We start from the raw sequence: 14,177 nt of genomic DNA on the forward strand, positions 1-14,177 counted from the left end.
GCCCTAGCGTGTCCAGGCGGGGAAGTTGTCCAGCACGTGACTGGCCAGCGCCGCCACCTGGGTCGCCAGCAACGGGCCGATCAGCACCAGCACCAGCAGCACGGCCACCAGCTTCACCGCCTGCGGCAGGGTCTGATCCTGAATCTGCGTCAACGCCTGCAACAGGCCGACGCCCAGGCCGATGAGGATCGCCACGCCCAGCGCCGGCGCGCTGAGCAGCAGCACGGTCATCAACGCCTGCTTCATCAACGAGAGAAATACATCCTGACCCATGCTTCATCCTCCTCCGTAACTGAGGATCAGGCCGTGCATCAGCCGTGACCAGCCGCTGACGGCGACGAACAGAAAAATCTTCAGGGGGATCGAGATCAGCGTCGGCGACACCATCATCATGCCCATGGCCATCAGCACGTTGGCCACCAGCAGGTCGATCACCAGAAAGGGGATGTACAGCAGAAAGCCGATTTCGAAGGCGCGGGTCAGCTCGGAGCTGACGAACGCCGGAATCAGCACCACCAGATCATCGTCGCGCAGATCGGCGCGGGCCTCCTCGGACCAGACGGTCTCCGTGGCCTGCACGAAGAACGCGCGCTCGGAGGGGTTGGCGAAGCGTGACAGGTGCGTCTGCAGGGGTGCATGCAGAGCGTCCCCCAGCTCGCGCAATTCCTCGGCGTTCTGCAGACTGATCGAGCGGCCCTCCACCTCGCGATACATCTCGCCGATCAGCGGCGTGGTCACGTACACCGCGAGGATCAGGGCGATGCCGTAGAGCACTAGGTTCGGCGGCGTCTGCTGCACGCCCAGGGCGTTGCGGATCAGGAACAGCACCACGGATATCTTCAGGAAGCCGGTCAGGGTCACCACCGCCAGGGGAATCAGCCCGATCGTGGTAACGACCAGGATGATTTCCAGCAGGTTCGGCTGGTAATCCGTCATAGCAGGCTACTGAAAAACGTAGGCGAGGCAGCCAGCGCAAGGCAAAAAGAGGTGAGGAAGCGGAGTTTACTGGTGTAAATGAGCATTTCGAGCCTCTTTTTAACGCCGCGATGGCAACGCAGGTAGTTTTTTCAGCAGCCTGATAGGCTGGCAAAGCGGGTCAGGCGCACACCCAGGCCATCACCGATGGCGACCAGCTCGCCGCGCCCCACGCAGCGGCCGTTGACCATCAGCTCGACCCGCTGCGAATCGCCTTCCGGCAGGGCCAGCACACTGCCCTCGCCCAGTTCGCGCAGTTGCCCCAGGGGCATTTCCAGGCTGCCGATCTGACAGATCACCGTCAGTGGCACATCGTCCAGTTGCGCATCATCGGCGTCATGCCCCATGGGGTTCTCCGTGTTCGGGTTGATCGGTTGCAAGGCTTCGAGCAGTTCCAGGCGGGACTGCTGGCGTTTGAAACGGGCCTGACGGCGGCCATCGGCGAGCACCAGCAGGCCATCGGCGCCCGGCGGACAATCGAGCATCAGTACATCGCCCGGCTGCAGGCTGCGCAGCTCGGCCAGGCTCAACGATTGCCAACCGCGCTGCAGCGACAAGCCCAGATGCAGCGCCGGCAGCGGATGGCGCGCCGGCTGCAGGTGGCGCTCCAGCAACCTGGCAACGGTTTCGCCGGCAACGGCGCTCAGCCCCAGGCCCAGCACGCCCAGCCGCGTACCCTGCTCGCTCAGTTGCAGGGTCAGCATGAAGTCCCAGGGCTGCGCGTCGGCACCCAGACTCAGCGCCTCGCCCAGCTCCTGTTCGAGTGGTTCGATCCAGGGCAATAACGCCTGCTCGAGCAGTACGCTCTGCAAGGGCTGCGGCAGGCTGTGGAAATCCCGCTGCAGGTCGAGGGGCGCCAGCAGTCGTTCGAGCAGTGGCGCATCCAGGTGCAGTTGCATCGCCGCCGGGCCGAGACGCGCCGGCAGCACGATGGCCGCGTCCGTTTCTGGCAACTGGCTGATGATGCTGACCTCGAACCGCTCACCATTCACTTGCCCCTGCCAGGCCTGGCGACGACGCAGCAGGCGATTGTGCAGGGCCTGCCGAGCGACATCGAGCTGCGGCAACGACGGCAACAACGGCGCCGGTAACGACGACTGAAGACAATTCATCGACGTGTGGCTCCATGGGGACGGTCTTCGGCCAGGCTTTCCTCGACCGCCTCGGCAGCCCGCTGCTGAGTGCGGTAATGGCGTTGCAACAAGGGCTCCAGCGCCTCGCATTGCAACTGGCGACGCAACCACAGCTGGTGAGCCTGATCGCGGCTGGCCTGCACGTCGGCCAGGTGCCGCGATGCCTCGTTGGCCCGCTCCGCCAGATGGGCCCGCTGCGCCTCCAGCGCGTCGAGCAGATCCAGCGCACTGCGGTAACGCCCCACCGGCAGCGCACCGGCGCTGAGCAGGGTCTGCAGTTGCCGGGCTTCATCTTCGAGCAGTGCCAGCGCCTCGTGAACCTCCGCTTGCGCCCCGGCCAGCCGCTCGGCCGCCTCCTGGCAACGCACGCGCCAACTGGCCAACTGCGCTTCGGCACGGCGCTCACGCAAGCGACGCAGCTCATCCAGTTGCTGCACGGCGTGGGCGCTGCTCATGCCAGTACCTTGCGCAGGGCGCGTAGCGTATCGTCGAGGCTGCTCGGCTCGCTGGCATCCTGGCGCAGGAACTGCTCGATGGCAGCGTGCCGGGCGATGGCTTCGTCGGCCAGAGGATCGCTGCCGGGCACATAGTCGCCGGTGCGCAGCAGCAATTCGATGTCGGCATGCCGCGCCATCAATGCACGCAGGTGGCCAGCCAGTTGCCGCTGCTCGGGCTCGACCACGCGATCCATCAGGCGGCTGCGGCTCTGCAGCACATCGATGGCAGGGAAATGGTTGCGCTGGGCCAGCTCGGCGCTGAGCACAAGGTGGCCGTCGAGGATCGAGCGCACTTCCTCGGCCACCGGGTCGAGGGACGCATCGCCTTCGGTGAGAACCGTATACAGCGCAGTGATGCTCCCGGTGGCCGCTGGCCCGGAGCGTTCCAGCAAACGCGGCAAGGCGGAAAACAGTGACGGTGGATAACCACGGCGGGTCGGCGGCTCGCCGATAGCCAGGCCGATCTCGCGCTGGGCACGGGCGAAGCGGGTCAGGCTGTCGAGCAACAGCAGCACATGGCGGCCCTGATCACGGTGATACTCGGCGTGGGCGGTGGCCACCAGCGCCGCCTTGACCCGCTCGGTGGCCGGGCGATCCGAGGTGGCGACCACGGCGACGGTGCGCGCACGGGCCTCGGCGCCCAGATGGACGTCGAGCAGCTCGCGTACCTCACGCCCGCGCTCGCCGATCAAACCAATGACGATCACTTCAGCCTCGCTGCGACGCACGATGCTCGCCAGCAGCGACGACTTGCCCACACCGGGCTCGCCGAAAATACCCATGCGCTGGCCGCGCGCCACGGTGAGCAGACCGTCGATGGCGCGGATACCCAGCGGCATCGGCCGTTCGATCAGTTGCCGGGAAAACGGCGCAGGCGGTTCGGCCTGCAGCGGATAGCGCTGCAAACCACTGACCGGCGAGCCGCCATCCAGACAATCGCCCAGCGGCCCGATCACCCGGCCAAGCAGGGCATCGCCCACCAGCACGCTCTGGTTCTCACCGGTGGCGACGATTTCGGTACGGGTCGACAGCCCCTCCAGGGAACCGACCGGCGAGAGAATCGCCTCATCGCCCTCGAACCCCACCACCTCGGCAGTCAGCACTCGCCCACTGGCCGGATCGCTGAGGCGGCACAACTCGCCGATACCGACGTTGGGCACGCTGGCCTGAATCAAGGTGCCGCGAATGCTGCGGATGCGCCCGCGCAACGGTCGCGGCTGCGCATCGTCCAGCCGGGCGGCCAGGGTCGGCAACAGGTCATGCAGGGGTGCGTTCATGCGCCGCCCTCCAGCACGCCGGGCAACAACGCCTGACGCAGCCCCTGGAGCTGGGTGTGCAGATCCAGCTCGACGCTGGCCTGGGGGCTGCTCAGGCGGGCATGACCGGCAGCAAGGCTGTCATCCGCCTCCACCTGCAGACGCTCGCCGAGATCGACCAGTTGTCCGCGCACGGCTTCGAGCTGAGCGGGGCGGACGTGCAGGCGCAGCCGCTGCGCCTCACGAAAGGCCGACAATGCCTGCCGTGTGCACAGCGCCAGGCGGGTGCCGTCATCCAGCTCACCGATCACCCGGCGGACGATGCCCAGGGCCAGATCGGTCATCTGCGCTTCCAGGCCGGCCAGGTAGTCATCGACCTGCACCGCCGTGCGCGCCAGCAGCTCGGCGGCCTCGCGCTGACCTTCCGCGCGCCCGGCAGCCAGGCCCTCTTCTCGTGCCTGATCACGCAGTTGCTGCAATTCACCCTGAGTTCGCTCGGCTTCTTCGCGGGCGGCCTGCAGAAAGGCATAGCCGTCGATCCACTGCGCGGCCTGCTCGGCACGCACGATACGCTGACCCGGTTTGCTCGGCAGCGTGCTCATGCCGCGCCCTGCTCTTCATGGGAGGTCAGTGCGCAGGCCACCTGGCGTACCCGCTGGATGTCCTCGGCGCCGCCTGTCGACAGCGGCGCGGCCAGATCGAAGCGCAGGCGCAACCAGGCCTGCAGCGGAGCAGGCTGTGCGGCCAGCCAGGCATCCACGCAACGCTGTCCATCACGATCGATGGCTGCCAGCAGGGCATCGTCTTCGATGATCGCCTGCTGGCCGACCACTGGCTCGCGCCAGCTCACGGCCAGGTCGTACACCTCATCACCGAGATGCGCACGCAGCTTCTGCACCACCGGGCCGCGAATTTCCCGGGCCAGGGAGTCGGCATGCTGGCAGGCACCACAGGACAGGACGAGACGAGCGAAGCGCTGCCGAGAGAGGAGCAGCACCGGCAGATCGTCGTCCGCAATCTGGCCGACGCCCGCCAGTGGTTCCAGCCCGTAATAGGAGGCCAGCAAGCCGCCGATGCGCGCCTCGAAGCGTGGCTGCCTGGCCAGATCGATCACTCGCTCACGCGGCACGGCACCGAGCAGCGCGGCCTCGAGGCACTCTTCAGCGACGAATTGCATCGGTTGAGCCAGCAGCGCGCGCCAGGCGTCGCGCAACGCCTGGCTCATTCGCTTTCCCTCAATACGTAGGTGCCCTGCCCTTGGCGCTCACGCCACAGGTACCAGGCGAACGCCCCGGCCACGCCGAGCAGCAGGAGCAGCCCGCCGAAGAACAGCGCACGTGCCCGCGACACGCTTTCATCGAGCATCCAGATGCCCAGGAACGAGCTCAGCGGCGGCCGCGCATCGTCACGCAGGTTGCGCATCGCCGCCTTGATCGCGGTCACCGAAACGCCGTCGTAATTCAGCCCGGAGATACCGTTGGCCACCAGGGTCTTGATCTGCGGGATCAGTTGGTCGACATCGGTATCCGGCTCATAGCGGATCAGCACCGAAGCCGATGAAGGTGAGATCACCCGCTTGAGCAGGTCATTGTCGGGCAGCACCACATGTACCCGTGCCGAGAGCACGCCGTCGATCTGCGACACGGTGTGCGACAGCTCCTCGCTCAGGGCGTAAACCATCTGTGCCCGCTCCTGCACCGGCGAGGACACCAGACCGTTGTTCTTGAACACGTCGCCCATGTTGGAAAACTGCTGCTGCGGCAGGCCGGCCTCGTCGAGCAGGGCCACGGCGTCGGACAGCCGCTCCTGAGGCACGCTGACGGTGATGCGGCCATCTTCCTGCACCTGACGCTGAGCAGCGATACCCTCGCGCAGCAATGCGGCGACCATGCTGTTGGCTTCACGCTCGCCAAGGTTGCTGTACAGCACCATGCCGTCACAGGCCTGCAGCAACAGTGTCAGCATCAACAGCGCGACCAAGCGAAGAGGATGCCCGCGCATGTTCACTGGCCCCTTAGCAGGGTGTTGGCAGAGCCGGAAATCTGCGTGGCGCCACGCACCACCATCTGGGTTTCGATGGAGTAATCGAAGACCCGGCTGAGGGAGCCAACCAGGCGGTCGATCTGCTGCTCGTTGACCTTGCCCGGTTCGACACCCGCGCCCTTGTCCACCGGCGAGCTGCTGACGTAGGGCGTGCGCTCCACGCTGGCGCTGTCGGAAAAGCCGCGCGAGCGGTCGATGAAACCGTTGAGTCGTTCCATCAGGTTCTCGCCGATCTGGTTCGGGCTGGCGCCCTGGGGCATGCCCTTGGCCTGGCTGGCCATGTGCTCGAACAGGTTCTGCGAGACCTGGGCGACATCCTGGCCGGCCGCCGTGGCGACTGCTGCGCTGACTGTCATGGCCGATCCCCGTGGTTATTCTTCGTCGTCCGCGGTGGCTTCCTTGAGTATCTCCTGGGCCCTCGGCATGACGATGAACTGGCCGCCGAGGATGATCGCCTGGGTGATCATGTCGTTGGTGAGCTCGTCCTCGGCCTGGGCGTTTTCCAGCGCCTGGTCGAATTCGGCCTCGGGGGTGTTCTCTACCGTGCTGTTGCCATCTACCGAACTGACTGCCATGGGATTTCTCCTTTCACCTGGATTTATCAGACCGTTGAAAAACACCCTGCGTTTTTCAACGATCCGTCATTCGTCCGCACCCTTGACCACCTGGATGCCGGCACTACCGCGAAACACCCGCACCCCCCGCTCGCGAACCACTTCGGGTTCCGCCACCACCGGGCTCTGCAACTGATCGATACGTTGCTGAACCAGCGCCATGTAGGGCGGTGGCCCGGAAATCAGCATGCCGTCCCCGTGAAAACTGCTGCGCAGGGACAGGTGCTTGCCTGCCACTCCCAGCTCGTCCAGGGATGCCTGCAACTCGTCGAGCTGAAAACCGCTGGGTTCGAACTGGCGGATCTCGATTTCTTCCTCACTGTTCACGTGCAGCATGTTGCCGTCGAAAAACCAGGTCAGGCCGCTGTTGCCACACAGCGCGTCGAGAAACTCGCCAGCGCTGGAAGCACGCAGATTGCTCTGTGCACGCCCCTTGACCCGACTGGAAATCGCCATCGGCAGACCGAGGTTGCGCCCGAAGGCCTCCAGTGCACTGCGCAGATCCTGATTGATCACCACATAGGCATAGGGCTGCTCGTACCACTGCGGCGGCGCCTCGGCGCGTGCCAGCCCTGAACTGCCCGCCAGCAACAGCAGGGACAGCGCCAGGCCGCGCCTGACGGAACCACTATCGGCGCAGGCAGGGCGATGAAACAACCGCCGGCCGGCAACAATCACAAGATTTCGCAGCCGCTTCACATACCCCACTGATGATGGCTCTATAGAATGCCCGGCACGTGCCGGATCAACCCAGGAGCACCGCCTTTGCCGTCGATTTCCTCCCGCCGCATCCTGCTGCTCGCCAGCTTCGTCCTGCTGGGCGCCTGCAGCAGCAACGCGCCCAGCAATGCGTCCGCGCCAGCGGGCGATGACGCCTACCAACGCCTGATGAAACTGGCCAACGACGTCGAGGCACGCGGTGACCGCGGTACCGCGGCGACGCTTTACCAGCGCGCCGCCGAACAGCCTGGTGCCGGTTTCGAGGCCTGGCAGCGGCTGGGCCGTGCACGGCTGGACAGCGGCAACGCCCGCGGCGCCGAACAGGCCTACCAGAAAGCCGTCGCCCTGGAGCCGGACAATCCGGTCGGCCTGCTCGGCCTGGGCACCGCGCAGTTGCGTCTGGGTTATCCGGAGCGCGCCCAGCCGCTGCTCGCCAGCGCCGCCGAGCAGTTGCCGAACGAGGCCCAGGCCTTCGCCCGCCTGGGCGCCGCCGAAGCCCAGCTGGGCAACATCAGCGCCATGCAGAGCGCCTTCGCCACGGCTCGCAAGCTGGCGCCCGGCGATCTCGATGCGCGCAGCAACCTGGCGCTGGCCTATGCCCTCAATGGTGACAGCGATAACGCGCTGCGCGAGATCGACGGCATCGACCGCGCGCCCACCGCGCAACTGCGCCACCAGCGCAATGCGCTGCTGATCCAGGTGCTGGCCGGCAAGCGTGGCAAACCGGCCAGCGTGCAGCTCGACGACACCAGCCCGGCCGAGCGCCAGACGCTGATCGCCGAAGCCCGGCGCATCGCCGCCATCGAGGATCCCGCCGAACGCGCTCGCGCCCTGGGGCTGAGCGCCGATCACTAGGGTCTGTTCCCGTTTCAACGCGAGCCGCGTTGCCGCGAGAAATCTCGCCAGGCTAGGCGGAGGACGCAGGGAATGGTTGTTCCCTTGCCAAGTCCTCCAACGACGCATGGCGAGATTTCCCGCGCAACCCGCAGGGCCGGGCCCGTTTTGTCGCGATGCTGCGTTTCTCGCCGGCTCATTTAGCCCGCTAAACTTCGCGGCTCGTGCCTTGCCTCGCGGCAAAACGGGCTCCGGCGCGGCCGTGCGTGAAACGGCAACAGACCCTAGGCTCTGTTCCCGTTTCATCACGAGGCTCATTGCCCGCCTCCGGTATCGCTCTGCGCCGCCTGCTCCTGCCGGCGGCGGCGCTTCTCGTCGGTTTCGAAACCTTCCAGATACGACTGCGCCGCCCGACCTACCGGCGCGGCCAGCGTCGGCCCGGTCTGCCGGCCACGCAGCAGATCACCGCGGCGCTCGACCATCTGCAGCAGATTGGCGTTGTTGGCGCAGCCAGGCGGCAGTGGTAGCAGCGCCTGTTCATCGACCGGCTGGCCCTCATCCGAAACGCGACGACAGGCATCCGGCACCAGTAGAGTCTGGCCATTGCCGTCGACTATGGTCTGGTAGCCATGGGAATAGCTGGGCGCCTGCAATTCGGTCTGGCAGGCGCCAAGCAGCAGGCAGATGGACAGCACGCTCAGACGAGTCATCGCGGTACCCCCGTTCATTGCACGTGAAACCCGAAGGAACTGCTACGCGCGGGCGCATCGGCGCGCCCCCCCAGGGTGCGGTCGAGGGGCGTGAGCATCGCCTGGGTCTGCACCGGTTCGACCAGATAGGGCGTGATCAGGATCACCAGCTCGGTTTCGTTCTGCTGGAAGCGCTTGGAGCGGAACAGGTTGCCGAGGATCGGCATGTCACCGAGCAGCGGGACTTTCTCCAGATCCTGGGAGTTCTCGCGCTGGAACAGACCGGCGATGGCGAAGGTCTGGCCGCTGCCCACCTCGACACGGGTATCCGCGCGGCGCACACGGAACGACGGCACGCGGAAGCCTGACACCTCCAGGGTGCTGCCGCCCATCAGGCTGCTGACCTCCGGGCGCACCTGCAGGCCGATACGGTCGTTGGGCAGCAGTGTCGGGCTGAACAGCAGCGACACGCCGTAGGACTTGTATTCGATGCCGACCAGGTCGCTGTTCACCGGCACCGGTACCGGTACTTCACCGCCCGCCAGGAAGCTCGCCGTTTCACCGGTCATGGCGGTGATGTTGGGCTCGGCGAGAATCTCCAGCACGCCGTTGCTCTGCAGTGCTTCGAGCACGGTGTCGATATTGAAGTGGCCGCTGTCCAGGCCCACGCCGATCAGGTTGGAAGCGCCAGCGGCGGCTTCCGCCGCCAGATTGCCTCCCGTGAGCAGGCCGAAGGAGAAGGTGCCATTGTTGAACAGCGCGTTCCAGCTCACCCCGTAACGCAGCAGCTCTTCCCGGGACACTTCGGCGAAGCGCACGCGAATGTTCACCTGCGCCGACCCCGGGTAGGTGGCGGTGTTCACTGCGCTCTGCCATTCCTGCCCGGTGGGATCGAGCATGGCGTTGAGATCCAGCGCCTCGCCGACGCCGCTGACCTGGCCGCGGGCCGCCAGGCGGTTGCCCACGCCTTTCACTTCGGTAGCGCTTTGCGGATGGCTGCTGCGCAGCGCGCTGCTGATCGGCCGGCCATTGCTGCCGACATTGATCTGCAGCGAGGCGATCTCCCGCTCGTCGCTGCCCAGGGCCACCAGCGTGGTGTGCCCGGCGCGCTTGCCGAACAGGTAGATGACGCCAGGCGACACCACCTGCAGATCGGCAATGCCCGGTTCGGCGACCATCACCGCATCCACCGGCTCGGCGAACCGCATGATGCGCCCCTCGCCTGCCGCCAGATCGATGCTGCCACCCAGCGGCGACTGCGCCATGGCCAGTAACGGCATGCAGCAGAACATCAGCAACAGCCCGCGCATCATGTGGCACCTGCCAGAGCGGGTGCGGGTTCGCTTCTTTCCGCCCGCGCGGTGGCCGGTGAGCCGATCACCTTGATCGCCTGCAGGCTGTATTCCGGAGCCAGTTCGGTAAAGGACAGCACGGCCATCTCCAGTTCGTCACGAATGCACAGGCGCAGGATTCGGCGGCGCAATTCCGGGTGCACCACCAGGGTCGGTCGAACCTGCTCGGGCAATTGCGCGCACTGCTGGCGCAGCGCCTTGAGCAGGCCGCGGGTGGCTTCCCGGGCACGGATTTCACCGCGTCCGGTGTCTTGCTGGCGCGCGGCCTCCAGCAATTGAGCTTCCAGGGCCGAGCCAAGCACGAAGGCGGCGATCACCCGTTTCTCATCGGCATGCTGGTGGCTGATCTGCCGGGCCAGGGCCATGCGCAGGTGATCGGCGAAGCGCCCGACATCCCCCTCGCGGCCGCCCCACTCGACCATCGCCTCGAGCAGTGCGCGGCGATTGCGGATCGATACCCCTTCGGCCACCAGCCGGCGCAGGGCATCGGCGACACGCTGCAAGGGCACAGCACGCAAGGCTTCCTTGACCAGCTCGCCGTGGCTCTCTTCCAGATGCGCGAGCAACTGGCGGGTTTCCTGGATGCCGAGAAAATCCCCGGCGTAACGGCGCAGGGTGCGCGCCATCACGTCGCGGAGGATTTCGTCCGGGCGCAGGTAGACGATGCCCGCATCGCTCAGGTCGGCCTGCTGCTCGCCAGCGATCCACAAGCCCGGGCGGCTGCTCAGCGGCGATGCGCGTTCCTCGCCCTGGATGTCGAGCAGTTGCAGATGCACGGGATCGTCCTGCAGCAGCACCTGGGCAGGGTTCAGCTCGCCCTGATCCACCGGCACGCCTTCCAGCTCGACACGGTAGCTGCCAGTTGCAGCGGCCATGTCGACCAGCACCGACGGCATCGGAAATTCGATGCCCAGCTCGTTGTGCAGATCGTGGCAAAGCACCTCGAGGCGCTGTTTGAACGGCTGCAGGGGCACCGCCTCGGCCAGGCCGGGGCCAATGGACAGCAGCACACGGGAATCCGCGGCGGCGGGTGATGGCTCGGCTTCGTTTTCGGGTTCCGCCTCGATAGCCTCCTCGACCACGTCGGGCGCTGACGCCTCGACTTCCTGTTCCCGGCGCTGGCGACGCCTCAGCATCCAGGCGCACAGCCCCAGCACGGCCGACAGACCGAGAAACACCGGCGCCGGAAAACCGGGAATGAACGCGACGGCGGCGAGGATCAGCGCCGTGAGCGTCAGGGCCCGCTGGCTGTTGCCCATCTGGCGGATGATCTCGGTGCCCAGGTCGGACTGTTCGGCCTCGTTGTTGACCCGGGTGACCACGGTACCGGCCGCCACGGCGATCAGCAGCGCCGGGATCTGCGCGATCAGCCCGTCACCCACGGTGAGCAGCGAGTAGGTATGCCCGGCCTCGGAGAAGGACATGCCGCGCGACAGCATGCCGATCAGCAGGCCGCCGATCAGGTTGACGAAAAGGATCACCAGGCCAGCGATGGCGTCGCCTTTGACGAACTTCATCGAGCCATCCATGGCACCGAACAGCTGGCTCTCGCGCTGCAGGTCGGAACGCCGACGGCGGGCTTCGTTGGAGTCGATGTCGCCGTTACGCAGGTCGTTGTCGATGCTCATCTGCTTGCCGGGCATGGCGTCCAGGCTGAAGCGCGCCGCCACCTCGGCGACCCGTTCGGCGCCCTTGGTGATCACCACGAACTGCGCCACGGTGATGATCAGGAAGATCACCAGACCGACCACCACTTCGCCAGCGATGACGAATTTGCCGAAGGCTTCGATGATGTGCCCGGCATCACCATGCAAGAGGATCAGCCGCGTGGTGCTGATCGACAGAGCCAGGCGGAACAGCGTGCTGAGCAGGATCAGCGCCGGCAGCGCGGACAGCTCCAGCGGCTTGCTGATGTAGAACGCGACGATCAGCACGAGGATGCTCAAGGCGATGCTGATGCCGATCAGGGTATCGACCAGGTAGGTCGGCAGCGGGATGATCATCATCACGATGGCCATCATCATGAAGGCGACGATCACCACCTCGGTACGTTGCGCGGCCATGCCCGCCAGGGCGCTGAGGCGCGCCATCATGCTGCACGCTCCTGGCGCATCTGCCGGTAGCGGGCGAAACAGCTGCGCGCCTCGTGGTGCTGGCCGGCGCACCACAGGGCACGGCTGCGCAGCAACAGCCAGGCGGCGGACTCGCCTTGCAGCGCGCGCAGATGATCCAGCGTGCGCAACGCCCGCTCGCCATCGCCGCTGGCGGTGAAGGCAGCGGCCAGGCGGGCCAGCAGCACCCGGTCATCCGGGTTCAATTGCACGGCCAGTAGCAACAGCACCAGGGCGCGCTGCCCCTGACCGACCCGCAGGTAAAGATCGCCCAGGCCCTGCAACAGCTTGGCGGCATCGTGATCGTCGCGCTGCATCATTCCCCCGTCTCGGTTTCGACCCGCTGCCGATCCAGGGCCTGACGGGTGTCGAGCTCCTCACGGACGAGGGCCATGGCCAGTGTTCTGGTTTCACCGTCGAGCAGCAGCGTCGGCAGGATGCGTTCGAGAATGTCCTCGAGAATTTCCGCGGGCCGCGAGCCGGCGAACAGCCCAGGCTCCACACCAGCGGCCAGTTCCAACGCCTGCAGGTCATCCTGTATCGACGGCAGCGGCGGCGTGCGCGGCAGGCTGGGCTGGCGAACGGCGGGTGAAGGCGTGGATGAAACGGGGAGCAGCTCATCCGGGCGGGTACGAACCTCGGACGCTGCATCCGAAGGCGCCAGCGGGGCGCGTGAATCGATCTTCATGCTAACGCCCGAGCGTGAGGGCGAAACGCTCGTCACCGAGCGCCAGCACCACCTGACCGTCCTCGATGCGCTCGAGTTTCCAGCCACCTTCCAGCGGCGCACCGGGATACAGGCGCGCGCCTGATGCATTGATCACGTAGGGGTTGTCGCCGAACCACACGGCCTGGAAATTGACCCGAGGGCGGGCGGCGCTTTCGCGCACGCGGACATCGCCGCGCAGCACGTACTGGCGCCCGTACCGGCTGTCGAAGTACTGCTGCAGGGCCAGCCAGTCCTGCTCCTGGCCAGGCTCCACGGTACCACTGACGCGCACCTGCCCGGCGCTGACGTCGAGCTTGAGATTGTCCAGGCCGGCGGCCTTGGCCTGGCTGGCCAGGTCGGCGCGGGCCAATTGCAGCGACGCCGCCCTGGGCGCCTGTGCAGGCTGCTCCTCGGCGATACTCAGGCGCTGCAGCGATTCGGGCTCGGAAGCGTACATCGGGGTGTCGCGCAGCATTGCCAGGGCGCCCGCACAGATGAACATGAACAAGGCGGCGATGGCCCACTGCGCCTTGCCGTACCACACGGGATTCACAGCGGGGCCATTGCGTTCGGGTACGGCGAGGCGCAGGGTCGCTTCGCCGATACGGATATCCACAGGCAGTCGACCGCGGTAGCCGTGCCCGCGCGCGATCGTCGTTTCACGCCCGGCGCGGATCACCCGTACATCGCCACCGGTGGCCTCGACGCCGACGTGGCGAGCGCTGAAACGCAGGGTCAGATGACGCTCCACGACCCCGGCGTCGCGCAGCATCAGGTTCGTCGTAGCGCCACTGCCGATGCTATACACCGCTTCATCCAGCGACAGGGAAACGCCGCGGTGGACGCCAGCGGTCACATCCAGACGGGGCAGGTCGCCGCTGTTCGGCAGGGCGGAACTAGAGGCTATCGCAGTCATTTGACTCACCGGGTTCGCGGCTCGCGCCAAGGCTCAGGGATCGCGTTATCGAGCGACGCAGCTGGCCAGAACGACCCTGCCACGCACTCGATGGAAAAGCTGCCGATAACGGCGCAGACACAGGTTGCAGGCGACGCCAGGCGCCGCCTGCAGCCCGGGTCAGTTCTGCGGACGCTGTTTGGTAGCGTCGAGCTCGGCTTTCTTGGCCGTGGTGATCTCGGTGATCTTGGCGGATTTCTCGATCGCCATATCGAACACCGCGGACATCTTGTCGATGGCGGCGTCTGCGTTGCCACTGCTTACTGGAGGAGTCTCAGCCATGGGATAT

Annotated in this window: 19 protein-coding genes; 1 reads left to right on the forward strand and 18 read right to left on the reverse strand. The window is 66.3% G+C overall.

The features are described 5' to 3' along the window. Positions 1-3: 3 nt before the first annotated feature. From DNK10_RS04140 to DNK10_RS04190, 11 genes are all read right to left on the reverse strand, one after another. Positions 4-273: an EscS/YscS/HrcS family type III secretion system export apparatus protein gene (locus tag DNK10_RS04140; RefSeq protein WP_042556779.1), complete on the reverse strand. Its 270-nt coding sequence runs from the start codon at positions 271-273 to the stop codon at positions 4-6. Between the two features lie 3 nt (positions 274-276). Continuing rightward, positions 277-936, reverse strand: a complete 660-nt coding sequence (sctR, locus tag DNK10_RS04145) for a type III secretion system export apparatus subunit SctR (protein WP_042556778.1) — start codon at positions 934-936, stop codon at positions 277-279. Between the two features lie 131 nt (positions 937-1,067). Further along, positions 1,068-2,087: a type III secretion system cytoplasmic ring protein SctQ gene (gene sctQ / locus DNK10_RS04150; RefSeq protein WP_165495940.1), complete on the reverse strand. Its 1,020-nt coding sequence runs from the start codon at positions 2,085-2,087 to the stop codon at positions 1,068-1,070. Continuing rightward, positions 2,084-2,563, reverse strand: coding sequence for a hypothetical protein (locus tag DNK10_RS04155; protein ID WP_131178019.1), 480 nt, complete (start codon positions 2,561-2,563; stop codon positions 2,084-2,086). Before DNK10_RS04155 ends, sctQ begins: the two co-directional genes overlap by 4 nt. Further along, positions 2,560-3,882: a FliI/YscN family ATPase gene (locus tag DNK10_RS04160; protein WP_131178020.1), complete on the reverse strand. Its 1,323-nt coding sequence runs from the start codon at positions 3,880-3,882 to the stop codon at positions 2,560-2,562. Before DNK10_RS04160 ends, DNK10_RS04155 begins: the two co-directional genes overlap by 4 nt. Continuing rightward, the gene (gene sctL, locus DNK10_RS04165) at positions 3,879-4,463 is read right to left on the reverse strand and encodes a type III secretion system stator protein SctL (RefSeq protein WP_131178021.1); all 585 of its coding nucleotides are present in this window, start codon (positions 4,461-4,463) and stop codon (positions 3,879-3,881) included. The genes DNK10_RS04160 and sctL overlap by 4 nt, the downstream gene beginning before the upstream one ends. Further along, on the reverse strand, positions 4,460-5,086 hold the full coding sequence (locus tag DNK10_RS04170; protein ID WP_131190667.1) for a type III secretion protein: 627 nt from the start codon (positions 5,084-5,086) through the stop codon (positions 4,460-4,462). The genes sctL and DNK10_RS04170 overlap by 4 nt, the downstream gene beginning before the upstream one ends. Continuing rightward, the gene (sctJ, locus tag DNK10_RS04175) at positions 5,083-5,862 is read right to left on the reverse strand and encodes a type III secretion system inner membrane ring lipoprotein SctJ (protein ID WP_131190668.1); all 780 of its coding nucleotides are present in this window, start codon (positions 5,860-5,862) and stop codon (positions 5,083-5,085) included. Before sctJ ends, DNK10_RS04170 begins: the two co-directional genes overlap by 4 nt. Before the next feature lie 2 nt (positions 5,863-5,864). Then, positions 5,865-6,185, reverse strand: coding sequence for a hypothetical protein (locus DNK10_RS04180; RefSeq protein ID WP_131178326.1), 321 nt, complete (start codon positions 6,183-6,185; stop codon positions 5,865-5,867). Between the two features lie 90 nt (positions 6,186-6,275). Further along, complete coding sequence (locus DNK10_RS04185; RefSeq protein WP_131178024.1) at positions 6,276-6,479, reverse strand: hypothetical protein; 204 nt, start codon at positions 6,477-6,479, stop codon at positions 6,276-6,278. A 66-nt stretch (positions 6,480-6,545) separates the two neighbouring features. Then, positions 6,546-7,175, reverse strand: coding sequence for a type III secretion protein (locus DNK10_RS04190; RefSeq protein WP_244216196.1), 630 nt, complete (start codon positions 7,173-7,175; stop codon positions 6,546-6,548). 108 nt (positions 7,176-7,283) lie between these two features. Here DNK10_RS04190 and DNK10_RS04195 point away from each other — a divergent pair, with 108 nt between their 5' ends. After that, complete coding sequence (locus DNK10_RS04195) at positions 7,284-8,093, forward strand: tetratricopeptide repeat protein (RefSeq protein WP_244216197.1); 810 nt, start codon at positions 7,284-7,286, stop codon at positions 8,091-8,093. Between the two features lie 293 nt (positions 8,094-8,386). Here the strand turns inward: DNK10_RS04195 and DNK10_RS04200 are convergent, their stop codons facing one another. From DNK10_RS04200 to DNK10_RS25830, 7 genes are all read right to left on the reverse strand, one after another. Next, the gene (locus DNK10_RS04200; RefSeq protein WP_244216198.1) at positions 8,387-8,782 is read right to left on the reverse strand and encodes a hypothetical protein; all 396 of its coding nucleotides are present in this window, start codon (positions 8,780-8,782) and stop codon (positions 8,387-8,389) included. Positions 8,783-8,796: 14 nt separating this feature from the next. Further along, positions 8,797-10,053 (reverse strand): type II and III secretion system protein family protein, encoded by a 1,257-nt coding sequence (locus tag DNK10_RS04205; RefSeq protein WP_244216206.1) that lies wholly within the window; start codon positions 10,051-10,053, stop codon positions 8,797-8,799. 17 nt (positions 10,054-10,070) lie between these two features. Then, the gene (sctV, locus tag DNK10_RS04210; protein WP_131178028.1) at positions 10,071-12,206 is read right to left on the reverse strand and encodes a type III secretion system export apparatus subunit SctV; all 2,136 of its coding nucleotides are present in this window, start codon (positions 12,204-12,206) and stop codon (positions 10,071-10,073) included. Next, on the reverse strand, positions 12,203-12,544 hold the full coding sequence (gene sctY, locus DNK10_RS04215; protein WP_131190673.1) for a type III secretion apparatus assembly chaperone SctY: 342 nt from the start codon (positions 12,542-12,544) through the stop codon (positions 12,203-12,205). Before sctY ends, sctV begins: the two co-directional genes overlap by 4 nt. Further along, on the reverse strand, positions 12,541-12,912 hold the full coding sequence (locus DNK10_RS04220) for a hypothetical protein (protein WP_131190674.1): 372 nt from the start codon (positions 12,910-12,912) through the stop codon (positions 12,541-12,543). The genes sctY and DNK10_RS04220 overlap by 4 nt, the downstream gene beginning before the upstream one ends. A gap of 1 nt (position 12,913) precedes the next feature. After that, positions 12,914-13,849 (reverse strand): SctD/MshK family protein, encoded by a 936-nt coding sequence (locus DNK10_RS04225; protein WP_131178031.1) that lies wholly within the window; start codon positions 13,847-13,849, stop codon positions 12,914-12,916. Positions 13,850-14,008: 159 nt separating this feature from the next. Continuing rightward, the gene (locus tag DNK10_RS25830; RefSeq protein WP_165493604.1) at positions 14,009-14,170 is read right to left on the reverse strand and encodes a hypothetical protein; all 162 of its coding nucleotides are present in this window, start codon (positions 14,168-14,170) and stop codon (positions 14,009-14,011) included. Between the last annotated feature and the right edge of the window lie 7 nt (positions 14,171-14,177).

This window comes from Phytopseudomonas daroniae, assembly GCF_004327275.1.
Classification (GTDB): Bacteria; Pseudomonadota; Gammaproteobacteria; order Pseudomonadales; family Pseudomonadaceae; genus Aquipseudomonas; species Aquipseudomonas daroniae.